The sequence below is a fragment of the Nonomuraea muscovyensis genome, from assembly GCF_014207745.1.
Taxonomy (GTDB): domain Bacteria; phylum Actinomycetota; class Actinomycetes; order Streptosporangiales; family Streptosporangiaceae; genus Nonomuraea; species Nonomuraea muscovyensis.
This window is the reverse complement of the sequence record NZ_JACHJB010000002.1, coordinates 14,855-36,075: the sequence shown is the minus strand read 5'-3', so window position 1 is coordinate 36,075 and position 21,221 is coordinate 14,855. Positions and strand designations below refer to the sequence as shown.

Sequence of the window (21,221 nt, the reverse complement as noted above, 5' to 3'; positions counted from 1 at the left end):
GGCACCGCGAAAGCGGGACCTGACCGGCGGAGCGGGCGACCCGGGCCATTACCCTTCCAGATGTCGTGAACCGGGAGGAGAGCGTTGAGCGCGTGCTGTGGACCGAGCCGCGGGGAGGCCGCTCGCTTGCCGGCACCGCCGGCACCCGTTCCGCCACCGGTGCGGCGGGAGCCGCCGCGCGGGATGGTGCGCGTGCCCGGCGGCACGTTCCGCATGGGCGGCGACGATCCCGACGGGCACCCCGCCGACGGGGAGGGCCCGGTGCGGGAGGTGCGGCTGCGGCCGTTCCTCATCGATCCGGCGTGCGTGACGAACGCCCAGTTCGCCAGGTTCGTGAAGGAGAGCGGGTACGTCACGCAGGCCGAGCGGCTCGGCTGGTCGTTCGTGTTCCGGCCGTTCGCCACCGGCGGCGTCATGGACGCGGGCGTGCCGGGGGCGCCGTGGTGGGCCGGGGTGCAGGGGGCGACGTGGCGCTCCCCCGAGGGTCCCGGCTCGTCGATCGGCGACCGGCAGAACCATCCGGTGGTGCACGTGTCGTGGCACGACGCCGCCGCCTACGCGGCGTGGGCGGGCAAGCGGCTGCCGACCGAGGCGGAGTGGGAGAAGGCGGCCCGCGGCGGCCTGGACGGGGCGCGCTACCCGTGGGGTGACGAGCTGGCCCCGAAGGGGCGGCGGCGGTGCAACATCTGGCAGGGGTCCTTCCCCACCGCTCCGAGCAGGGGGACGATGCCGGTCAAGTCGTTCCAGCCCAACGGGTACGGCCTGTACGACGTCGTGGGCAACGTGTGGGAGTGGACGGCCGACTGGTGGGGCACCGCGTGGGAGGCGTACGCCGAGGACCCGGCGGGGCCGGCGGAGGGCGCCGCGAAGGTGATGCGGGGCGGCTCCTACCTGTGCCATGACTCCTACTGCAACCGCTACCGGGTGGCGGCGCGCACCTCCAACACCCCCGACTCCTCGACCGGGCACACGGGTTTCCGCTGCGCGGCCATACCCTGATCGCATGTCTCGTACCCTGCGACTGTTGATCACCGGCGGCGGCACCGGCGGTCACACCTATCCCGCCCTGACGACTTTGCAGGCCGTCCAGCGACGTCAGGTGCCGCACGACGTGCTCTGGGTGGGCACCGCCAACGGCCTGGAGGCCCGGATCACGGCCGAGCACGGCATCCCGTTCAAGGCGATCACGACGGGCAAGCTGCGCCGCCGGCCCAACCTGCGCGAGCTGGGCACCAATCTGGCCGACCTGTTCCGCATCCCGGTGGGGGTGGCGCAGGCTGTGGTGCACGCCGCCCGCTACCTGCCCGACGTGGTGCTGTCGACCGGGGGCTACGTGGCGGTGCCGATCGGGGTGGCGGCCAAGCTGATCAGGCGGCCGCTGGTCATGCACGAGCAGACGACCGTGGTGGGGCTGGCCAACCGCATCCTGGCCAGGCTCGCGACGCGGATCGCGCTGTCGCACGAGTCGTCGCTGGAGCACCTGCCCCCCTCGGCGCGGGCCAGGGCCGTGGTGACCGGCAACCCGATCAGGCCGGAGCTGCTGCGGGGCGACCGGGCCGCGGCCTACGACCTGTTCGGGCTGACGTTCGAGGTGCCGCTCATCTACGTGACGGGCGGCGCGCAGGGCAGCAAGCAGATCAACACCCTGATCGCGGAGATCCTGCCCCGGCTGCTGCCGCACGCCCAGGTGGTGCACCAGTGCGGTCCGGCCTGGATCGACCAGATGCGGGCCGTGGAGCTGCCGCCGGCGCTGGCCGAGCGCTACCACCCGGTGCCGTACGTGGGGCCGGAGCTGGCCGACCTGTTCGCGGCGGCCGACGTGGTGATCTCGCGGAGCGGGGCGGGCACGGTCTCGGAGCTGACGGCCATCGGCAAGCCGTCGGTGCTCGTGCCGCTGATCCCGACGGGCGGTGACGAGCAGCGCAAGAACGCCTCCTACCTGGTGTCGGCGGGGGCGGCCAGGGCGCTGCTGGAGCCGCATCCGGTGGCCGACCAGCTCCTGGCGGAGCTGATGCCGCTGCTGGCCGACCCGGGGCTGCGCGGGGTCATGGCGGAGGCGGCGCGCAAGCTGGGCCGCCTCGACGCGGCCGACGTGCTGTGCGACCTGCTGCTGGAGACGGCGGCGCTGCCCCCTCTGACGGGCGGTCAGCCCTCGAGATAGCGGAACGCCTCGTGCGCCGAGCTGACGCTGCGTCTGAGCAGCCGTTCGAGCTGGTCGGCGTCCTGGGCGAGGCGTTCGACCTCCGGCACGGACAGCGAGTCGGCGCCCGACTCGGCCAGCAGTTCCTCATAGCGCGGCAGCCGGGCGCGCAGCTCCTCGATCTGGCTGCGCGCGTGGTAGGCCCGTTCGGCCGCGGCGACGTGGGCGGCGTAGCGTTCCAGCGCCTCGACGCGCGCGACGACCGCCGCCTCGCTGGCGGCCAGGGCCCGTTCGAGTGGCTCGACCACGGCGGCGACCTCGGGGGCGACGCCGCGGGCCAGCAGCGCGCGGTGCTCGGCGCGCAGGGCCGACAGCTTGGCGAGCAGGCGGGCGATCTCCCACTCCTGCTCGGGCAGCAGCACCGCGTTGCGGGCCCCGTCGAGCAGGCCCTCGGCGTTGACGTGGGAGCGCAGCACGGTGCCGATGGCGCGCTGCGCCCGGCCGAGGACGGCCGCCGCCTCCTCGTCGAAGTCCTCGGGCAGCAGGTAGCGGCCGTCGTACAGGCGGGCCTGCTCGTACACGCCGCGGGCGTGGGGTCGTTCCCGTAAGGGGGTCTCGCTCATGGATGTGATCTTGAGAAGGACGACGAAGACGAACCCGCCCAGCAGGACGAAGCCGAGCGGCGCCGCCGGGGAGTCGAGCAGCACGGCCATCAGGGCGAGCACCACGGGCGTGGCGGCGAGCAGCGCCACGCTGGACGGGCCGCGCCGCGAGGGCTCCGGCGGCTCCGGCGGCACGGCGGGCGGCACCCAGCCGGACCTGATCCGGACGAGCAGGGGGGCGTTGGCGCGCAGCAACCCGGCGGTCTCCGGTGGCACTCCCGGAGCGACGACCACACCGACGCTCTGCTCTGGCACCCTGGCGCCCCCAACGCTCGTGATGTCCGGATACTACGGAAGATTTCCCGTTACTGTCAGCCTCGCGAAAGACAGTCCCACCAACCCCCGGCACCTCCGTCCACCACAGCCGTGGGGTGCCGTCAGGGCTCCGGCCGGCCGAAACGCACCAGGCTGCTCTCGTACGCGATCACGACGAGCCGGGCCCGGCCGTACGCACCGTGATCTCCTCCCGCCGCACCGGACGGCACCGCGGGCGCGGTGTCCCGGCTACCGCGAGGGCGGCGGCGAGGCAGGCGAGCGGGATGGCGGGCAGCACGTAGCGGTGGTCGAAGTCGAGGGCGGCGACCGGCGCGACCAGCAGGAACATCGCGAACGCCCACGGCAGCAGCGCCGGCCGGCGGCGGCCGATCGAGCCGATCCCGCCGGCGAGCAGCAGCACGCCGAACAGGGTGCCGTGCAGGAACCAGGGGTAGGGGTAGGCGGCCAACAGGGAGCCGAACGGCTCGACGGAGCGCATGCCGCGGATGTCGGGGTCGTAGGCGCGGCGAACCTCGCCGATCAGGGCGTGCTGCTCGGGCAGCGGCCAGGAGCCGTGCGGGAAGGACGTGGTGGGGTTCATCCGCCTGGGGTGCGGCACCGGCTCCCACGTGAAGGCGAGGGAGGTGTCCTTGACGACCTCGGCCAGGTAGTCGAGCGGCTGGCTGGTGATCACGCGCACGGCGAAGGACCGGGCCAGGTCGTTGTGGGCGAACCGGCCGCCGGGCAGCAGGTTGAGCGAGGCGGTGGGCGCCCAGACGTACTCGGAGGCGGCGTCGGCGACGGTGCCGTTCGGGCAGAGCCGCGCCTCCTCCGGCGGCGGCTGGACGAGCGAGCAGTCGGCGAAGGTCATGGTGCGCGCCCACAGCGCGACCCCGTCGGAGCCGCTGAGCGCGAATCTGCCGTGGTGCTGGGCGTACCAGCCCGCGTAGGCGAGCAGCGGCAGCGTCGCGGCCAGGGCCATGGCCAGGAACGGCCGCCGGCCGGCGCGCCGGATGAGCAGGTGGAGCAGCGCCAGGCCGATCAGCGGGACGGCGGCGGTGCGGGTCAGCCCGGCGAGCGCGAGCAGCAGCCCGGCCGCCGCCGCGAGGCGCACCGGCACCCGCTCGTGCCACATCATCAGGAGCAGCGCGCCCACGACCAGGGCGATGACCTGCATGTCCGACAGGATCGCGTGTTCCAGCCGGACGAACGCCGGGTCGAACAGCACCGGCACGGCCGCGAGCGTGGCCCCCCAGCCGGGCAGCGACCGGCGGCGCAGCAGCGAGTAGATCATCACACCGACGCCCAGGCCGATCACGTGCTGCACCCCGGCGACCAGTTCCACGCTGTGGAAGGGCCGCATCAGCCACAGGAACCAGGAGTAGCCCGCCGGGTGGAAGGCGCCGTTCGGCCGCAGGTTGACCGCCGTGTCCAGGTAGGTGAACGAGTCGTACCAGTAGAGCTGGGCGGTGTCGTAGCCGAGCATGACGAGGACGCGCAGCGCCGCGGCGAGCGCCAGGACGGCCGCGAACAGCCGGTGCCCGCGCGCGACCGCCTGCACGACCGTGGCGGGCGGAAGGACCGCCACCAGGCTGGACGTCATGGATCGCTCCCCCGTGACCGGGCCGGGCGGGACCGGCCGTAGGGGAGGCAGTTCAGCGATCACCCGCTAACGTGAGGATCACCGAATCTGGTTATGCGGGCGTTATGCCGATACGCCCACACTGGCGGCATTTACGATCTTTGGGGGCAGGGTGCGGGTTCTGGTCGCCGAGGACGAGCGGATGCTCGCCGACTCGATCGCCGAGGGGCTGCGCGGCGAGGCGCTGGCGGTCGACGTGGCCTACGACGGCGACGCCGCGCTGGAACGGCTCGGGGTGCACGACTACGACGTGCTGATCCTCGACCGGGACCTGCCGCTGGTGCACGGCGACGACGTGTGCGCGCGGGTGGTCGGCGAGGGCCGGTTGGTGCGGGTCCTCATGCTGACCGCCGCGGGCGACGTGCGCTCGCGGGTGGCGGGGCTGTCGCTGGGGGCGGACGACTACCTGCCCAAGCCGTTCGCGTTCGAGGAACTGGTCGCGCGGGTGCACGCGCTGGGGCGCCGGTCCCGGCCGGCGGATCCGCCGATGCTGGAGCGGGCGGGGGTGCGGCTGGACTGGGCGCACCGGCAGGTGTTCCGGGACGGCAGGTACGTGCCGCTGGCCCGCAAGGAGTTCGGCGTGCTGGCCGAGCTGCTGCGCGCCCGGGGAGCGGTGGTGTCGGCCGAGGACCTGCTGGAGAAGGTGTGGGACGAGCACATCGACCCGTTCACCAACACGGTCCGCACCACGATGACGAAGCTGCGCAAGAAGCTGGGCGAGCCGCAGGTCATCGAGACGATCCCCGGCTCGGGGTACCGCATCCCATGAGCATCCGCCTGCGCTTCGCCCTGGCCTGCGCCGGGGTCATCTTCGTCCTGTCCGCGCTCGCGGTGACGGTGCTCTACCTGGTGGTGCAGCAGAGCCTGGCCTACCGCACCGGGCTCGTCACCCCCGACTACATCGACGTGCAGCACGCCGGGCGGTTCTACGGGCGGCTTCCCCGGTACGACGAGAGCTACGAGATCGTCCGCGACCGGGTGCTGCACGTGCTGTCCGTCTACCAGCGCGACGTGCTGGCGAACGTGCGCCTCATGGGCGCGCTGACGGTGGCGGCCGTCACCGCCGCTGCGTTCGGGCTGGGCTGGCGGGCGGCCGGATGGGTGCTGCGCCCGCTCACCGCCGTCACGATGACCGCGCGGCGGGTCGCCCAGTCCCACGATCTGGCCAAGCGCATCGGCCACGAGGGACCGGCCGACGAGCTGAAGGAGCTGGCCGACCTCGTCGACACCATGCTCGGCCGGCTGGCCCGCTCGTTCGACGGGCAGCGCAGGTTCGTGGCCAACGCCTCGCACGAGCTGCGCACCCCGCTGACCATCAACCGGACGTTGGTGGACGTGGCCGTGCGGCGGCCGGACGCGACCGACGACGTCAAGCGGCTCGGCGAGTCGCTGCTGCTGGTCAACGCCCGGCACGAGCGGCTCATCGACGGCCTGCTGGCGCTCACGGAAGGCGAGCAGGCGGTGCTCGACCGGCAGCCGTTCGACCTGAGCGACGTGGCCGAGCACGTGCTGGACCAGGCGGCCGTCGAGGCGGCCGAGCGGGAGGTGACGATCCACCGGCTGCTGGACGCCGCACCCACGACGGGCGAGGCGGTGCTGGTGGAGCGGCTGGTGCAGAACCTCGTGGAGAACGCCGTCCGGCACAACCACTCCAAGGGCGAGGTGTGGGTGACGACCCGGCACCGGGGCGAGCGGGTCGAGCTCGTCGTGGCCAACACCGGGCTGCAGGTGCCGCCGTACGAGATCGAGACGATCTTCCAGCCGTTCCGGCGGCTGCACGGCGACCGGCTGCGCTCCGACCGGGGCAGCGGCCTGGGCCTGTCGATCGTGCGGGTCATCACCGAGGCGCACCAGGGCACGGTCACCGCCCGGCCGCGCGAGGAGGGCGGGCTGACGATCACGATCGAGCTGCCCGCCTCCGACGCCCGCGACTGAGAAGCGGCAGGATGCCGCGCTTGAGCCCCCGGCCTCGCACGCTCACAAGCACACGGTGGTGCCCCAGGAGGCGACGGCCAGGTCACCGGAGTAGGACTTCGCCGCCGCGGCCAGCGCAGGCTCGGGCGGGGTGCCGGGCCACAGGTGCGTGAGCAGCAGTCGGGCCACTCCGGCCGTCGCCGCGGTCCGCCCCGCCTGGAGGGCGGTGGAAAGGTAGGGCGCGTCCTCCTCGGGGACCTCTTCCGGGTAGGTCGCCTCGGCCAGCAGCAGGTCGGCGTCCCTGGCGAGATCCACCAGCGTGTCGGCCGGACCGGTGTCGCCGGTGTAGGCGATCACCTTGCCGCCGCCGCTCAGCCGCAGCCCGGCGTTCGGCACGTGATGCGGCAGCGCCCAGGTGTCCAGCCGGAACGGCCCGACCTCCAGCGCGCGGGAAGGCAGCAGGTCGTGCAGGACGAAGCTGCGGGCCAGCATGCGTTCGTCCAGCCGTAGCACGGCGTCGAGTGCGCCCCTCGGCGCGTACACCGGCAGCGCGGACGGGCGCGCGTCCCCCAGACTCCGGGCGCGCAGGAGAGGGTTCAGGTCGGCGCAGTGGTCGGGGTGGCCGTGGGTCACCAGCACCGCATCGATCTCCTCGGCCCCGGTGAGCTCCAGCAACCTGGGCACCGTGGCGTACCCCGGATCGATCAGGGCCTTGAACCCGTCGCACTCGACCAGATATCCACTGCACGCCTGACCGGCCCCCGGCCACGCCCCACATCCGCCGAGCACGGTGAGCCTCATGACGATCCTCGGATCGCGCGGTGTGTCCCGGCCTCGCGCCGCAGGTCACCGCGGACGAGCCGGCCGAAGAAGTGCATGCCCGCAAGGTAGTGGCGCACCGGACTGGTCGCCCACATCCACTCTGAGGTGGTTCCAGGAGACCACTCGTGCGGTCCGAGGGCGATCCGCTCACCACCTGTCCCGCCGGCCTAGGAGGGGTGCGCCTCGCGCAGGAGCTCCTCGGGGACGCCCGCGCCGGTGAGCAGCGTGAGGCTGTCGGTCCGTTCGAACAGCATCGACTCCAGCAGCGGCCGCAGGACGTCGCGCTCGACGCCCGCCCTCAGCAGCTCGGCGACGATCCGGGCGCGGTCCTCGAACGGCAGGTCGCGGCCCTCCAGGGCGAGCGCGCGCAGCAGCAGGTCCAGCTTGCGCCGCCCCCGCGAGGCGGGCAGCGCGGTGAGGGCGGCGATGGCGTCCAGGTAGAGGGCGACGCGTTCGCGGACCGGCAGGGAGCCGCTCATGAGCAACTCCTCGACCAGGCGGGTGAGGGTGACGACCCGGCCCGACGTGCGGGCCACCACGACGACGCCGTCGCGGGCGGGCAGCGAGTCCGTCAGCAGGTCGAGGTCGCGGTTGAGCAGGTACGGGCGCTCGTCCAGGGCCCGGGTGGCGAACCAGACGACCTGCTCGGCGGAGCCCGGGGCACGGCCCTCGGCCTCCGGCGCGCGGCCGGCGGGGTCGGTGAACCACCAGCCGGCGGCGTCGAAGTCCCACGGCTCGGCGGCGCCGCCCAGCAGCACGTCGCCGGGCACCCGGCAGGCCGGCAGCCCGCGGATCAGGCCGGCCCACCCCTCGCGGCCGAGCTGGCTCTTCCACAGGTGCGCGTGCGAGCTCCACCGCTCGAAGCCCGGGGTGTCGCGCAGCAGCGTCGAGACGCTGACCGGCTCCTCCGACACGCCCCGGATCAGCAGCACGAGGTTGGCGGAGTAGGCGGCCAGGCGGCGGGTGAGCGGGTGCCGTACGGGGGCGAAGCCCGTGAAGGAGCGCCGCGGTCGCTCGTGCAGGGCGCCGCGCAGCAGCTCGGCCAGCAGGTTCGCCGCGCGGACGCGCACCTCCTGCGGCAGCCTGCGCAGCAGCTCCATGGAGAAGCCGACGATGGGGCCCCGCTCGGCCAGGCAGGAGAACGACGTGACGGCGTACAGCAGGTCGTCGTCGGCGTCCTGGGGGGAGACGGCGATCAGCTCGTCCTCGGCCAGGTGCTGCCGCCGGACCAGGTCGCGCACCGCGTACACGGCCAGCCAGGCGACGAGGAAGTCGCCGAACGTGGCGTGCAGGAAAGCGTGGCCGCCCGGCTCGCCCCGGTCGACGAAGAGGAACCCTCCGGTGGCCTGCCCGGTCCACTCCTCCCCCGCCTCGCTCCCGCACAGCGCGGACACGTCGCGGCGCAGGGCGTCGCCGGTGACGGCGGGCCGGCCGCGGACGAACATCGACAGCGCCACCGAACCGAGCCGGACCAGCTCCCGTTCGACCAGCCTGCGCCGCCTGGCCTCCGACAGGGCGCGCACGGCGGGGTCCCTGTCCAGTTCCCTGGCGGCGAAGTCCTGGATCAGCGACTCGTAGAGCTGCGCCCGGCCCAGCTCGGAACCGTCGCGCTGGAGCGCGTTGCCGGCCGCGTCGTACAGGGCGAGCAGCAGCAGGAGCAGGGGCTGCCTGGCCGGCTCCCCCTGGGCGAGGGCGACGTCGGCGGGCAGCGGCCGGCGGCCGTGGCGGGCGAGCGGGGCGCGGTTGGCCTGGGCCCAGACGTCCAGCCAGGCGCGCACCTGGTCGTCGTCGAACGGCCTGAGCTGGACCGCCAGGACGCCGTGCGGGAACCGCACCCGGTCGGCCACCACCGTCCGGCAGGTCACGATGACGGCGACGGGCCGGCCCAGCCCGGCCTGGCGGCGCTGGAACGCGCGCACCTGCTCCACGTAGTCGTAGCGGTCGGACTCGGCCGCCTGGACCAGCTCGTCCAGACCGTCGAGCAGGACGACGGGCAGCGCGCCCTCGGCCGCCTCCACCACCTCGTGGAACGTCGTCCGCTCGCCGAGCAGGGCGGTGAGCGCCTGCTCGATCTGCGCCGTGACGGACGAGCCCGCGGCGACGTCGCCCAGTTCGACGCGGATCGGCAGGAACTCCGAGCTGGCCAGCCGCGCCGCGAGCACCTCGGTGAGCTTGGACTTGCCGGCGCCGGGCTCGCCGAGCACGACCAGCGGCGCGCGGGTGGCGTGCGGCGAGGTGAGGTGGCCGACGAGGAACTCCTCGGCGTCCGGCAGCGCGGTCTGCTCCTCCCACCAGCTCTTCACGGCCGGGGTGGCCTCGCGGGTCATCTCGGCCACCCGCAGTCTGGGGTTGATGTACCCCTCGCCGAGCAGCGGCAGCGTCACGCCGCCGGGCACGGAGCCGGCGGCGATGAGCGGCCGGTCGAGGGCGCTGGCGGCGAGCCTGACCCGGTGGACGGCGGGATGGTCGCCGACGCGGGGCGGGGCCAGCTCGGCCAGCAGCCGCGCCACCCGCGACAGCCCGACGCCGGCCGCCCGGGTGTCGGCCCTGGCGTGTCCCCTGCCCGCCCTCCCCCTGTCGGCCCCGCCCCTGTCGATCCCGCTTCTGTCGATCCCGCCCCTGTCCGTCCCGCCTCTGTCGATTCCGCCTCTGTCGGCCCCGCCGTTGCCGGGCCTGCCGTTGCCGGGCCTGCCTGTGCCGGGCCCGGCCTGTCCGGTGGCGCCCTCGCCGGCGGACGGGCCGAGGCTCCACACGGCCAGCTCGGGGCCGGCCGCCGCCAGCAGCCGGTAGTCCTCGTCGTAGATCCGCAGCGCCCTGGCCGGCGGCCCCTCGGCGAGCAGCGCGGGCAGGCGCACCTGGTCGTCGGGCGAGAGCCCCTCCCACACGGCGGTGCCGCGCACGTACCGGGCCAGAGCCTGCGACATCTCACGGTGGACGGCGGCGACGGCCTGCCTGGTCTCCGCGTACGGGCGGTGCGGGGCGGGGGCGGGCAGCCGCCGGGCCAGCAGCGCCTCGGCGAGCCGGGCGAACCCGCCGGCGGCAGGCCCGCCGAGGGCGAGCGCGGCCTGCTCACCGCGGTCCAGGCCGAGCAGGCTCAGCGCGAACGGCAGCTTCGCCTCGTCCAGGGCCTCAAGATAGGCCGACACCACGACCACGGCGTGCGCCGCGGCCAGCCGCTGGGTGCGGGTGTGCCGGTTGACGTCGCCCTTCCAGCCGGGGGCGCGGCGCAGGACGTGCTCGCCGTACCTGACGGCGTCGTCCCTGAGGTCGGCGAGGGTGAACGCCATCCGCGCGCCCCCGGCGAGCGCCCAGCCGGTGCGCGTGGCGTTGGCGGCGAACTCGGCGGCCTTGACGAGCCGGTTCTCGTTGCAGCCGAGGATCTTCAGCGCGTCGGCGTAGCTCAGGGTCTCCGTCATGAGGGGTCTCCGGACCGGTCGCAGGGGGCGGGGGTCAGAGCGCTTCGGCGATCTCCTCCAGCGCCGCCGGGTCCTCGATCGTGGACGGCGTGCGGTAGTCGCGCCCGGCCGCGATGTCGCGCATCGTGGCGCGCAGGATCTTGCCGGACCGGGTCTTCGGCAGCCGGCCGACCACCACGGCCCGGCGGAAGGCGGCGACCGGGCCGATGCGTTCGCGCACCATCGCCGTCAGCTCCCGCTCGATCTCGGCGGGGTCGCGGCCGGCGCCCGCCTTGAGCACCACGAACCCGACGGGCAGCTCGCCCTTGAGCTCGTCGGCGACGCCGATGACCGCGCACTCGGCCACGTCGGGATGGGCGGCGATGACCTCCTCCATCTGCCCGGTGGACAGGCGGTGCCCGGCGACGTTGATGACGTCGTCGATGCGGCCCATGACGTACAGGTAGCCGTCGTCGTCGAGGTGGCCGCCGTCGCCGGTCAGGTAGTGGCCGGGGTAGCGCGACAGGTAGGACGCGGTGAAGCGGGCGTCGTCGCGGTAGAGGGTGGTCAGCGTGCCGGGCGGCAGCGGGAGCCTGATGGTGACGGCGCCCTCCACGCCGGGCGGGCAGTCGGCGCCGTCGGGGTCGAGGATGTGCACGTCGTAGCCGGGGACGGGCTTGGTGGGCGAGCCCGGCTTGATGGGCAGCGCGCCGAGGCCGACGCAGTTGGCGGCGACGGGCCAGCCGGTCTCGGTCTGCCACCAGTGGTCGATGACGGGCACCCCGAGCAGTTCGGTGGCCCACCGGTAGGTGTCGGGGTCGAGCCGCTCGCCCGCCAGAAACAGGTGCCGCAAGCTGGACAGGTCCCACTTTTTGGCGAAAGCTCCGGATGGGTCTTCCTTCTTGATGGCGCGGATCGCGGTCGGCGCGGCGAACAGGGTCCGCACGCCGTGCATCGCCACCACCCGCCAGAACGACCCGGGATCGGGGGTGCCGACCGGTTTGCCCTCGTACAGCACGGTCGTGCAGCCGGCCAGCAGCGGCCCGTACACGATGTAGGAGTGGCCCACCACCCAGCCGACGTCGGAGGCGGCCCAGAAGACCTCGCCGGGGGCGGCGCCGTACACGTGGGACATGCTCCACTGCAGCGCGACGGCGTGACCGCCGTTGTCACGCACGACGCCCTTGGGAGCGCCGGTCGTGCCGGAGGTGTAGAGGACGTAGAGCGGGTCGGTGGCGGCGACGGCGACACAGCCGGCGGGGGCGGCGGCGCGGACGGCCGGCTCCCAGTCGAGATCGCGCCCCTCGACCAGCGGCGCGGGGTGCTGGGGCCGTTGCAGGATCACACAGTGGGCGGGCCGGTGCGCGGCCTGTTCCAGGGCGGCGTCGAGCAGCGGCTTGTACTCCACCAGCCGGGACGGCTCGATGCCGCACGACGCCGACAGCACCACCACCGGCCGGGCGTGGTCGATGCGCACGGCCAGCTCGGCCGCCGCGAACCCGCCGAAGACGACCGAGTGCACGGCGCCGATGCGGGCGCAGGCCAGCATCGCGACCACCGCCTCGGGCACCATCGGCATGTAGATCACCACGGTGTCGCCGGTGCGCACGCCGAGGTCGCGCAGCATCCCGGCGGTGCGGGCGACCTGGTCGAGCAGCTCGGCGTAGGTGAAGGCACGGATGGTGCCGGTGACGGGACTGTCGTAGATTAGGGCCGTGCGGTCGCCGTGTCCGGCGGCGACGTGCCGGTCGAGCGCGTTGTGGCAGGTGTTGAGCCGCCCGTCGGGGAACCACCGCCCCTCGCGCAGGACGGTCTCGGGCGCCGCCTCCCAGTCGACGGCGCGGGCCGCCTGCGCCCAGAACTCTTCGGGTCGCTCGATGCTGTGCCGGTGGACGTCCTCGTAACCGCTCACTCTGTCGATCACATCAGCGCCCCGACGTCCGCGCAAGCCCCTCCCCCGCGCGCCGCCAGGCGATCTTGCCGGGGTACGGTGTCCGGACCTGGCACGAGGAGGCGGCGATGGACGACCTGATCCTGTCGGTCGTGGTGGGGTCGCGGGCGTACGGGCTGGACGTGGACGACTCCGACACCGACCGGCGCGGCGTGTTCGTGGCGCCGACGGAGGACTTCTGGCGGCTGACCAAGCCGGTGACGCACCGCGACGGGCCGCTGCCGGAGCAGTTCTCGTGGGAGGTGGAGCGGTTCTGCCGGCTGGCCCTCGACGCGAACCCGACCGTGCTGGAGTGCTTGTGGTCGCCGATCGTGGAGGTGGTCACGCCGTTCGGGGCGCGACTGCTCGGGCTGCGCGGGGCGTTCCTGTCGCGGCGGGCGCACGAGACGTTCGCGGGGTACGCCGACGCCCAGTTCCGCAGGCTGGACCCGGAGGCGCCGAAGTGGAAGCAGGCCATGCACATGATCCGGCTGCTGATGAGCGGGCTGCAGCTGGTCCGCACGGGTGAGCCGATGGTGCGGGTGGGCGGCCACCGTGACCGGCTGCTCGCGGTGCGGCGCGGCGAGGTGCCGTGGGCCGAGGTGACCGCCTGGCAGGCGGCGCTGAGCACCGAGCTGGCCGCGGCCGGCAGCGTCCTGCCGGAGGCGCCGGACCGGGGGCGGGTGGAGGAGTTCCTCATCGACGTGCGCCGGGCGCACCTGTGACCACCGAAGGCGCGCCCGACACACCTGTGTCGGTGAGAGGTACGCCGGGCACACCCGTGACGGTGCAGAGGTGCGCCCGGCGGACCGGTGACGGTCAGGCGGGCACCGGGGACGGGCGGCGGTGGCCCGCGCGGCGGTACCAGGCGGCGAACAGGGCGACGGCGAGCAGCAGTTCGGCGACGTCACCGCCGTAGTACATGACCTGGGCCGCCTCCTGGAAGCCGGGCACGGTCGCGTACAGATGCTTGGCCAGCCAGCCGTGCGCGGCGGCCGCCCCGATGAGGACGGCGACCCGCGTGGCGACGCCGGGGCGGTGCGGCGCCGGGTCGGGCCCGGCGACGGCCCAGGTGAACAGGCAGCCCGAGGCCAGGTAGAGGTGGTCCACGAGGTGGTGAAGCCTCGGGTTCGCCAGGCTCGCGGCGGACAACGGGGTGAGCGTCACCACGTACAGGCCGCCGACGTAGACCAGGGCCGCGGTGACGGGGTGGGTGAGGACGTGCACGACGCGGGTGCGCAGCAACCGCGTCAGGCGGCGACCGAGCCGCCGCGGGGCGACCCGGAGCAGCAGGGTGACGGGCGCGGCCATGATCAGCCCGAGCGGCGCGAACATGCCGAGGAGCAGGTGCCGGACCATGAGGCCCACGTCGCCGTGCGGGACGAGCGGCGACAGCGCCAGGCCGAGCACCGCGCATCCGGCGAGCCACGACGCGATCCGCCAGGGGCTCCACCGGCGGGCCCGGGCCGTCGGCCTGCCGTTCACGGCCCCGGCTCCAGTCCCGTTCAGGGCCCCGGCCCCGGCCCCGTTCACGGCCCGGTTCACGGCCCCGGCTCCAGTCCCGTTCAGGGCCCCGGCCCCGTTCCCGTTCCCGTTCCCGTTCCCAGCATCGCTCCCGCCCCCGGTCCACAGGGCGGCCAGCACGTAGGGCACGGCGAGGAAGAGCGTCGCGAGCAGCGCGGGCAGCCAGGCCGCCAGGCCGGCGTGCTGGCCGGGCGTCACGACCGCTCCCCCGCCCGCGGCGCGCCGACCGGGCGCGCGCCGCCCCCGGCCGGCCGGCGCGGGGCCGCCTGCCGCCGGGCCCGCACGGCGAGGGCGACGCCGCAGGCCAGCAGCGCCAGCCCGGCCGCGGTCCAGGCCAGGTCGTACGGCAGCGGATCGATCCCGGACCGGATCCGGTGCACCCGCAGCACCTTGTGGTCGACGACCCCGACGAACACCTGGAAGCCCCCGGCCCCGGCCAGGAACCCGCCCCAGGCCGCCGGCACCACCAGGGTGGCCCGGCGCCGCAGGTCGGCCAGCCAGAAGAACCCGGCCACGACGGCCACCAGCTCGGCGGCGTGCAGCAGCCCGTCCGACAGCAGCCCGACGCGCGGCGTGGCCCGGTCGTAGAAGTGGTGCCAGGCCAGCGCCTGGTGCATGACCAGCTCGTCCACGGCGGCCATGACTCCGATCCCGATGAGCACCGCCGACAGCAGCGACGCCCGCAGCGACTCTCCGGCCGGCTCCCCCGGCCGCGCGGCCACGGCGCTCACCCCCCGGCCGATCGGGACGCCGGGCCCGCATGGCCGTGTCGGCCGGACGGGACCCGGGCCGGCAGGTGACGACGGTGCCGCTGCTCGATCTTGTCCACGGTGGTCATGACGGCTGCTCCGGCGAGGCCCGGCAACAGGCCCTGCCCTGGTGCGTGCTTCAGCATGTCGCTCCTTTCGCCCTACCCGGGCCGGGATCGCGTGCTGCTCTCAGGGGGCGAATCGGGCCTTCCAGGGGCCGGGCAGGTCGAGCGGGCGCCACGCGCGCGCGTACGGCGGCAGCGGCGCCCGGGTGTGGACGATGACGACCTGGGCGCCCCGGTCGATGGCCGCGCGGACGCGGTCGGGCTGCCGCCGGGAGAACCGCCGGGTGACACCCTGGGACTCGCAGCCGATCAGGTAGCCGATCTGCACGCCCGACTGGCCGTGGACCAGGCAGGGCGGGCGCACGCCGGCCTCGCGCAGCGCGTGCGCGGCCAGCTCCATCCGTTCCCGGTCGCGGTACGTGCCGGCCGCCATCCGGTACGCGTACGTGCCCTGGAGCGCCAGGTGGGCCAGCACTCCGACGGCCAGCAGCGCGCCGGCGGGCGCCCGCCACCGCCCGGCCGGCCGGAGCCCCGTGACGGCCCGCGCGACGGGCAGCGACAGCAGCGCGTACGCCGGCATCAGGAAGCGCGGAGCGGCGTAGCCGACGTAGAAGAAGTAGGGCAGGGCGCTCACGGTTCCGGCGGCGGTGGCCAGCAGGAGCGGGCCGAGCCCGCCGGCGCGGCGGGCGGTCCACAGGCCGAGCAGGGTCATCAGCGGGATGGCCAGCCACCACACGAGCGCCACCGGTGAGACGTCGCCGCACCTCACGCCGAACCTGCACAGCGACGGCCCGTCCAGTGCCCTGGCGTGTTCCAGGAGCGAGACGGTCCAGCCGGTCAGGTTGGTCTGTCCTGCGCCGCGCATCCGCGCCGCGACACCGCCGTACGCCAGCTCGGCCTCGACGAGCCACTGCCCCCAGCCGACGGCCAGTCCGGCCGCGACGGCGGCGAGCGGCACGAGCGCGCGCCGCCGCAGCAGGACGAGCGCGGCGACGGCGAGCGGGACCGCCAGGACGAGCGCGTCCGAGGGCCGCATGAGCGACACGACGGCCAGCGCGGCGCCCAGCCCGGCCGCCGGCCCCCACAGCCGGCGGGCGGCTCCGCCCGGCGCCCCCCATGCCTGCCGCGCCCCCGGGTCCCAGCCCCGCCCCGTCTCGGTGGCGGACCTCCGCACCGCGCGGACGACCAGCACCAGGAAGCCGGTGGCGGCGACGCCGCCGAGCGCGACGTACAGGTTGGGCATGGCCTCGTTGCCGTAGAACAGCGACAGCCAGCAGCCGGCGAACAGCAACGCGGCGAGCGGCACGGACCGGTCGGCGCGCACCCGCGCCCAGACGAGGAACGCCCCGAACAGGGCCAGCGACGACACCACCGTCAGGTACAGGCGCAGCACGAGCACCGAGTCGGTCATGGCCACCACGGGCGCGACCAGCAACGGAACTCCCCGGGCGCGCGGGGCGCTGAAGGGGGCGGGCGGGGCGTGGGCGGCGTACTGGCCGGCGTAGACGGCCTCGTCCCAGCCGATGCCCATCCGCGGCGAGATCAGCACGAGCTGGGCGACCGCGTACAGGAGGCCGACCAGGGCGAGCAGCGCGACCGGCTGCGACGGCGACGGCCACCGTGAGCGCACGGCCTCGGGCACGTGCGGGCGGGTGACCGTCATGGCTGGCTCCCCAAGGTAGGCGACGAGCATTCGTGTACCCGGCGCCATCACACGACACGCTGCCCCAATCACCCCATTTGCCCCAACTTGTCACGATTCGTCCACGCCGCTGACTAGGGGATTTGTCCCGCTTTGCCCCGATATCGGGCTGGACATCTCCGCGGTCCAGGCTCGCCGTCGCCGGTCCGGCGTACGACGACACGGGAGCTTTAGTGTGATGTGACGATTGTTCCGACAGGATGGGGGCGTGGGCACCTACGACGACGACACGCTCCCGCTCCAGCCGCCGATCCGCCTGCCCTCGCGGGCCGACCTGGCGGCCGCCGTGCGGGCCACGCCCCTGGCGGCGCTTCTCCTGGACCCGCGGCACGCCCCCGCGGCCGGCGAGACCGGGGCGGAGCCGGAGGCTGAGGCAGACCGGCCCCAGGCCGGGTCGACGGCGGAGGCGGACCAGGCCCGGCCCGAGCCCGACGAGCCCCGGTCGCAGGAGGAGCCCGTGCCGGGGATCGGGGCCGGCGCCCTGGCGGGTCTGCGGAGCGGTCCCGCCGGGCCGGAGGCGGCCGAGGTGCTGCGCGACGGCCCCGCCGAGGAGGTGCTACGGGTGTGGACGGATGTGCGCCGCCACCTGTTCGGTCGCGATCAGCTCGTCTTCCTGCAGGTGGTACGCATGTTCCTCGGCCGGGAGCCGGTGGGCGAGGTGCCGGCCGCGCTGTCCTCGCTCGGCCTGGCGCGGGAGGCGGACGACGGTTCGGCCGGCTCGTACGCGCTGACCCCGCTCGGGCGCTGGACGGCCAGGGAGATGATCGCCGAGGCCACCGGGCAGGACATCCCGGTCATGGGCTCGTTCGCCGGCCGGGACGCCGCGGCCCTGCTGCACGGCCTGCGCTCCTACCGCGAGGCGGAGCGGATCGAGGAGCTGACCGGCTGGCTGGCCGGCCGCGACCGGGTCAAGGCGGCCGAGGAGATGGGCGCCGCGCTGGCCGAGGTGAGCCCGCTGGCCCGGGCGATCGGCGTCGAGCTGCTCGCCCTGGACCTCGGCGACGACGGCAGGCGGGTGCTCGACCGGCTGCTCGGCGTACGCAAGCTGGGCGCGGTCGTCGCCGCCCGGATGGGGCGTGACGAGCAGCGGCCGTCGCCCGAGGAGATCGCCTGGGTGTTCGTGGACATGGCCGCGGCGCTGCTGGAGTTCGGCGGGGAGACCGACGAGGTCATCCAGTCGATGACCATGGGGATGGAGCCGGACCAGCAGGCGAGCACCATCGCGCTGCTGGCGCTCGGCGACCACCCGTGGACCGAGCGGGTGCTGCACGTGATCATCGACCGGCACCCGGACGAGCAGGTCGCGGGCGCCGCCCGCAAGGCCCTGCGCCGCCTGCGCAGCCTGGCCTCCCTGCGGGGGTAGGGGATGCGGACGCGAGGCGCGGCGGGGTGCCGCCGGAGGTAGAGTCGGCCCGATGACGAAGCACACGATCACCCCGCCGGTCGCCCCCATCCTGGGCGACACCCACACCTGTGACTGTGGCGCCCGGCTCGACGGCCGCATGGCGGCCGAACTGCACGCCGCCGAGACCGGGCAGTGCACGGTGTGCCTGGGCTCGGCGGAGGAGGAGGTGGCGCCGGGCCTCGATCGCGGCTGCACGGCGTGCGCGGCCACCGGGCGGCGCCGCGAGCAGATCACCTGGCAGCTCGCCCACGCCGAGGCGGAGCAGGTCATCACGATGAGCGTGGTCCGGGGAGTGGTGGCGGAGTTCGACGGGCCGTTCCACCTGTCGGAGATCGCCGACGCGGTGCGCGACGGGCTCGGCCTGCCGGCGGGCCGCCTCCCCGTGGGGCCGCGGGTGCGTGACCTGCTGCTGCGCATGCAGGCCGCCGGCGAGATCACCATGCTGTCGGCGCCCGACGAACTGCTGGACGGGGCCGACGTGGTGCTCTACCGCGACCCGCAGTGGCAGCGCGCCGGCACCCTGGGCTCCGGCGCCGACCTCTGACCCGCCCCCGTGGCCGTCCGTGGCCGACCCCGCCCCTGACAGGTCGGCGTCCCCGAGCGATCAGGTGCGGCAGAGGATCTCGCCGTGCGTGATCGACAGCCAGCCGTCCCCCGCCGCCGCCCACTCCCGCCACTCCTCGGACATCCGCCGCAGACCCTCCTCCGTGGCGGCGCCGCGATCGAGCGCCTGCCGGGCCATCTCCGAGTGCAGGACGCGTTCGGCCCACATGCCGCCCCACCAGGCCCGGTCCTCGGGCGTGGCGAAGCACCAGACCGACGCGGTGGGCGTCACGTCGTCGAAGCCGGCGGCGCGGGCCCAGGACAGCAGCCGTCGCCCGGCGTCGGGCTCGCCGCCGTTGCCGCGGGCCACCCGCTGGTAGAGCTCCATCCAGTCGTCCAGCGCGGGCAGCCGCGGATACCAGGCGAAGGCCGCGTAGTCGCTGTCGCGGGCCGCGACGATCCCGCCGGGCCTGGTGACCCGTCTCATCTCGCGCAGTGCCGCGACCGGGTCGCCCACGTGCTGCAGCACCTGGTGGGCGTGCACGACGCAGAAGGTGTCGTCGGCGAAGTCCAGGGCCTGCACGTCGGCGACCGCGAAGTCCACGTTGGCCGACCCTCTGGCGGCCACCTCGGCCCGCGCCAGCTCCAGCGCCTCGGCGCTCACCTCCGAGGCGGTCACGTGCCGGACGACGGTCGCCAGGTCGGCGGTGATGGTGCCGGGGCCGCTGCCCACGTCCAGCAGGGTCATGTGCGGCCGGAGGTGCGGCAGCAGGTAGGCGGCCGAGTTGCCGGCCGTACGCCACCGGTGCGAGCGCAGCACCGACTCGTGGTGGCCATGGGTGTAGACGGCGTCCATCGCAACTCCTTCGTCCTCGTCCGTACCACCCGGACCCTACCGACCATCTCATAATGAGAGAAGATTCGTCTCATCATATGGACAGAGCGCATGTCCGTCCGCGCCGTGAACGGGCGGGACGGGAAGGGGTGGGACGGGGCGGGAAACGGCGGCTAGGGTGGCGGCATGGTCACAGTGGAGGACGTGCGGCGGCTCGCGGCCACGCTGCCGCGCTCGTCGGAGCACCTCATCAGGGACCGGGTCAAGTTCCGGGTGGGCTCGATCGTGTACGTCGCGTTCTCACGCGACGAGACCGTGATGGGCTTCGCCTTCCCCAAGGAGGAGCGGGCCGCGCTGGTGGCCGCCGAACCGGCCACGTTCCTGCTGCCGCCGGAGGGGGACCTGCGCTTCAACTGGGTGTGCGCCCGGACGGCCGCTCTCGACCTCGACGAGGCGCACGAACTGGTGCTGGAGGCGTGGCGGATGGTGGTGCCGAAGAAGGTGTATGCCGACCACCTGGCCGCACACCCGGACACGGTGGCACGTCCCGTGCCGGGGAGCGCGAGCATGCCACGAGCGGCCACACCTGATCGCGCAACGGACCACGAGGACCCCGAGCCGAGCCGCGCTCGCCCGAAGCAGGCTCTCTAGGACAGTCCCCGGTAGAGGTCCGCGGTGAGCCGGTTGACGCGCCGCACGGAGTCGTTCCACGTTCCGCCGGCCGGGTGCGCGGTCAGCACGGCCATGACGTACCGCTCACCCTTGCCGGCCAGACCCGTGGAGTGCAGCACGGGACGCCCGTAGTCGGGCACACCGGACCCGGCCGCGCGGCGGGCCACCGCGGAGACCGACCCTCCCGTGGTGCCGCCCGCCGCCGTGCCGCCGGCCGCCGAGGCGGCGCAGCGCGTGGGCGGCACCGCGCCGAACCCCGACCAGCCCTGCTTGACCGCCCACGGCCGGGGCACCCCGCTCGGGATGCCGAAGTACTGGTGGAAGCCGTCGTTGCCGCACGGTGTCGCCCGGCGCAGGTGGCCCAGGATCGTCTCGCGCACCCGCGGTTCGGCCGTGTCCAGCAGGTAGCGGTACGTGCGCACGATGTCGTACGCGCTGAGCGAGGTGTAGCCCCAGAAGCCGGGATGGGAGGCGGGCGGCGGGGTGGTGTCGGCCAGGCCGAGCCGGCGGGCCGTCCGCGTGACGATCGCGCCCCGGCCCGAGCGGGTCCACAGCGTGGTGGCCGCGGCGTCGTCGCTGGAGCGCAGCATCTCCTGGAGCAGCCGCGCGTCGCCCGCGGGGACGGTGCCGCGCCGTTCCAGGTAGTCGATGGCGATGAGGATCTTCACCACGGAGGCGGAGCGGAACTTGCGGTGCGCGTTCCGCATCGCGACGATCTTGCCTGCCGCGCCGGCCCGCCGGTCGAACACCACCCACGCCGCCGTGGTCCCGGCCGGCACGCGCGGCGGCTCGGCGGCGTGAGCCCGGGCCGGTAAGGCGGCGGCCGCAGAGCCGTAGAGGCATCCGGCGGCGAGGGGGACGGCTGCGGCGACGGCGGCCCACGGCTTCTTTTGCATCCGCCATACCTACCAGACCTTGACGTACCCACATAGACGGATATAAACACAGATGAAACCAAACGGAAAC

The 21,221-nt window shown here is 74.4% G+C and carries 18 protein-coding genes; 8 read left to right on the top strand and 10 right to left on the bottom strand.

Annotation, left to right across the window (positions count from 1 at the left end):
- Positions 1–126: 126 nt before the first annotated feature.
- Positions 127–999 carry a formylglycine-generating enzyme family protein gene (locus FHU36_RS16565; protein WP_512699248.1) on the top strand — a complete coding sequence of 291 codons (873 nt, stop codon included), beginning with the start codon at positions 127–129 and terminating at the stop codon, positions 997–999.
- A gap of 4 nt (positions 1,000–1,003) precedes the next feature.
- Positions 1,004–2,161 (top strand): UDP-N-acetylglucosamine--N-acetylmuramyl-(pentapeptide) pyrophosphoryl-undecaprenol N-acetylglucosamine transferase, encoded by a 1,158-nt coding sequence (locus tag FHU36_RS16560; protein ID WP_185084895.1) that lies wholly within the window; start codon positions 1,004–1,006, stop codon positions 2,159–2,161.
- Here the strand turns inward: FHU36_RS16560 and FHU36_RS16555 are convergent.
- On the bottom strand, positions 2,146–3,057 hold the full coding sequence (locus FHU36_RS16555; protein WP_312891644.1) for a hypothetical protein: 912 nt from the start codon (positions 3,055–3,057) through the stop codon (positions 2,146–2,148). The genes FHU36_RS16560 and FHU36_RS16555 overlap by 16 nt on opposite strands.
- A 169-nt stretch (positions 3,058–3,226) precedes the next feature.
- On the bottom strand, positions 3,227–4,660 hold the full coding sequence (locus FHU36_RS16550) for a hypothetical protein (RefSeq protein WP_246502471.1): 1,434 nt from the start codon (positions 4,658–4,660) through the stop codon (positions 3,227–3,229).
- A 151-nt stretch (positions 4,661–4,811) separates the two neighbouring features.
- On the opposite strand from FHU36_RS16550, the gene FHU36_RS16545 reads away from it, so the two are divergent.
- On the top strand, positions 4,812–5,468 hold the full coding sequence (locus tag FHU36_RS16545) for a response regulator transcription factor (RefSeq protein ID WP_185084894.1): 657 nt from the start codon (positions 4,812–4,814) through the stop codon (positions 5,466–5,468).
- On the top strand, positions 5,465–6,634 hold the full coding sequence (locus FHU36_RS16540) for a sensor histidine kinase (protein WP_185084893.1): 1,170 nt from the start codon (positions 5,465–5,467) through the stop codon (positions 6,632–6,634). The genes FHU36_RS16545 and FHU36_RS16540 overlap by 4 nt, the downstream gene beginning before the upstream one ends.
- Positions 6,635–6,676: 42 nt before the next feature.
- Here FHU36_RS16540 and FHU36_RS16535 read toward each other — a convergent pair whose 3' ends face one another.
- From FHU36_RS16535 to FHU36_RS16525, 3 genes are all read right to left on the bottom strand, one after another.
- Complete coding sequence (locus FHU36_RS16535) at positions 6,677–7,414, bottom strand: MBL fold metallo-hydrolase (RefSeq protein WP_185084892.1); 738 nt, start codon at positions 7,412–7,414, stop codon at positions 6,677–6,679.
- A gap of 188 nt (positions 7,415–7,602) precedes the next feature.
- On the bottom strand, positions 7,603–10,851 hold the full coding sequence (locus FHU36_RS16530) for an NACHT domain-containing protein (RefSeq protein ID WP_185084891.1): 3,249 nt from the start codon (positions 10,849–10,851) through the stop codon (positions 7,603–7,605).
- A 34-nt stretch (positions 10,852–10,885) separates the two neighbouring features.
- Complete coding sequence (locus FHU36_RS16525; protein WP_185084890.1) at positions 10,886–12,742, bottom strand: propionyl-CoA synthetase; 1,857 nt, start codon at positions 12,740–12,742, stop codon at positions 10,886–10,888.
- Positions 12,743–12,849: 107 nt separating this feature from the next.
- On the opposite strand from FHU36_RS16525, the gene FHU36_RS16520 reads away from it, so the two are divergent.
- Positions 12,850–13,485: a nucleotidyltransferase domain-containing protein gene (locus FHU36_RS16520; RefSeq protein ID WP_185084889.1), complete on the top strand. Its 636-nt coding sequence runs from the start codon at positions 12,850–12,852 to the stop codon at positions 13,483–13,485.
- A gap of 94 nt (positions 13,486–13,579) precedes the next feature.
- Here the strand turns inward: FHU36_RS16520 and FHU36_RS16515 are convergent, their stop codons facing one another.
- The 3 genes from FHU36_RS16515 to FHU36_RS16505 form a co-directional block, all read right to left on the bottom strand.
- Positions 13,580–14,482: a cytochrome c oxidase assembly protein gene (locus FHU36_RS16515; RefSeq protein WP_185084888.1), complete on the bottom strand. Its 903-nt coding sequence runs from the start codon at positions 14,480–14,482 to the stop codon at positions 13,580–13,582.
- Positions 14,479–15,006: a DUF2243 domain-containing protein gene (locus FHU36_RS16510; protein ID WP_221496386.1), complete on the bottom strand. Its 528-nt coding sequence runs from the start codon at positions 15,004–15,006 to the stop codon at positions 14,479–14,481. The genes FHU36_RS16515 and FHU36_RS16510 overlap by 4 nt, the downstream gene beginning before the upstream one ends.
- 216 nt (positions 15,007–15,222) lie before the next feature.
- On the bottom strand, positions 15,223–16,761 hold the full coding sequence (locus tag FHU36_RS16505; RefSeq protein ID WP_185084887.1) for a hypothetical protein: 1,539 nt from the start codon (positions 16,759–16,761) through the stop codon (positions 15,223–15,225).
- Positions 16,762–17,008: 247 nt separating this feature from the next.
- Between FHU36_RS16505 and FHU36_RS16500 the strand changes: the two genes are divergently transcribed.
- Together FHU36_RS16500 and FHU36_RS16495 are read left to right on the top strand one after the other, a co-directional pair.
- On the top strand, positions 17,009–18,163 hold the full coding sequence (locus tag FHU36_RS16500; RefSeq protein WP_185084886.1) for a hypothetical protein: 1,155 nt from the start codon (positions 17,009–17,011) through the stop codon (positions 18,161–18,163).
- 52 nt (positions 18,164–18,215) lie between these two features.
- Positions 18,216–18,749, top strand: coding sequence for a hypothetical protein (locus FHU36_RS16495; protein ID WP_185084885.1), 534 nt, complete (start codon positions 18,216–18,218; stop codon positions 18,747–18,749).
- Positions 18,750–18,809: 60 nt separating this feature from the next.
- On the opposite strand, the gene FHU36_RS16490 is transcribed toward FHU36_RS16495, so the two are convergent.
- Complete coding sequence (locus FHU36_RS16490; RefSeq protein ID WP_185084884.1) at positions 18,810–19,604, bottom strand: class I SAM-dependent methyltransferase; 795 nt, start codon at positions 19,602–19,604, stop codon at positions 18,810–18,812.
- 165 nt (positions 19,605–19,769) lie between these two features.
- Here FHU36_RS16490 and FHU36_RS16485 point away from each other — a divergent pair, with 165 nt between their 5' ends.
- Positions 19,770–20,234, top strand: a complete 465-nt coding sequence (locus FHU36_RS16485) for an MmcQ/YjbR family DNA-binding protein (RefSeq protein WP_246502470.1) — start codon at positions 19,770–19,772, stop codon at positions 20,232–20,234.
- On the opposite strand, the gene FHU36_RS16480 is transcribed toward FHU36_RS16485, so the two are convergent.
- Entirely contained in the window at positions 20,231–21,151 is a 921-nt protein-coding gene (locus FHU36_RS16480; RefSeq protein WP_185084883.1) for a serine hydrolase, read from the bottom strand. The two genes, FHU36_RS16485 and FHU36_RS16480, sit on opposite strands and share 4 nt — an antisense overlap.
- Between the last annotated feature and the right edge of the window lie 70 nt (positions 21,152–21,221).

Coding starts and splice junctions, on each gene's coding strand:
- FHU36_RS16560 (WP_185084895.1), top strand. CDS start 1,004: ATGTCTCGTACCCTGCGACTGTTGATCACCGGCGGCGGCACCGGCGGT.
- FHU36_RS16550 (WP_246502471.1), bottom strand. CDS start 4,660: ATGACGTCCAGCCTGGTGGCGGTCCTTCCGCCCGCCACGGTCGTGCAG.
- FHU36_RS16540 (WP_185084893.1), top strand. CDS start 5,465: ATGAGCATCCGCCTGCGCTTCGCCCTGGCCTGCGCCGGGGTCATCTTC.
- FHU36_RS16535 (WP_185084892.1), bottom strand. CDS start 7,414: ATGAGGCTCACCGTGCTCGGCGGATGTGGGGCGTGGCCGGGGGCCGGT.
- FHU36_RS16530 (WP_185084891.1), bottom strand. CDS start 10,851: ATGACGGAGACCCTGAGCTACGCCGACGCGCTGAAGATCCTCGGCTGC.
- FHU36_RS16520 (WP_185084889.1), top strand. CDS start 12,850: ATGGACGACCTGATCCTGTCGGTCGTGGTGGGGTCGCGGGCGTACGGG.
- FHU36_RS16505 (WP_185084887.1), bottom strand. CDS start 16,761: ATGACGGTCACCCGCCCGCACGTGCCCGAGGCCGTGCGCTCACGGTGG.
- FHU36_RS16495 (WP_185084885.1), top strand. CDS start 18,216: ATGACGAAGCACACGATCACCCCGCCGGTCGCCCCCATCCTGGGCGAC.
- FHU36_RS16490 (WP_185084884.1), bottom strand. CDS start 19,604: ATGGACGCCGTCTACACCCATGGCCACCACGAGTCGGTGCTGCGCTCG.
- FHU36_RS16485 (WP_246502470.1), top strand. CDS start 19,770: ATGGTCACAGTGGAGGACGTGCGGCGGCTCGCGGCCACGCTGCCGCGC.
- FHU36_RS16480 (WP_185084883.1), bottom strand. CDS start 21,151: ATGCAAAAGAAGCCGTGGGCCGCCGTCGCCGCAGCCGTCCCCCTCGCC.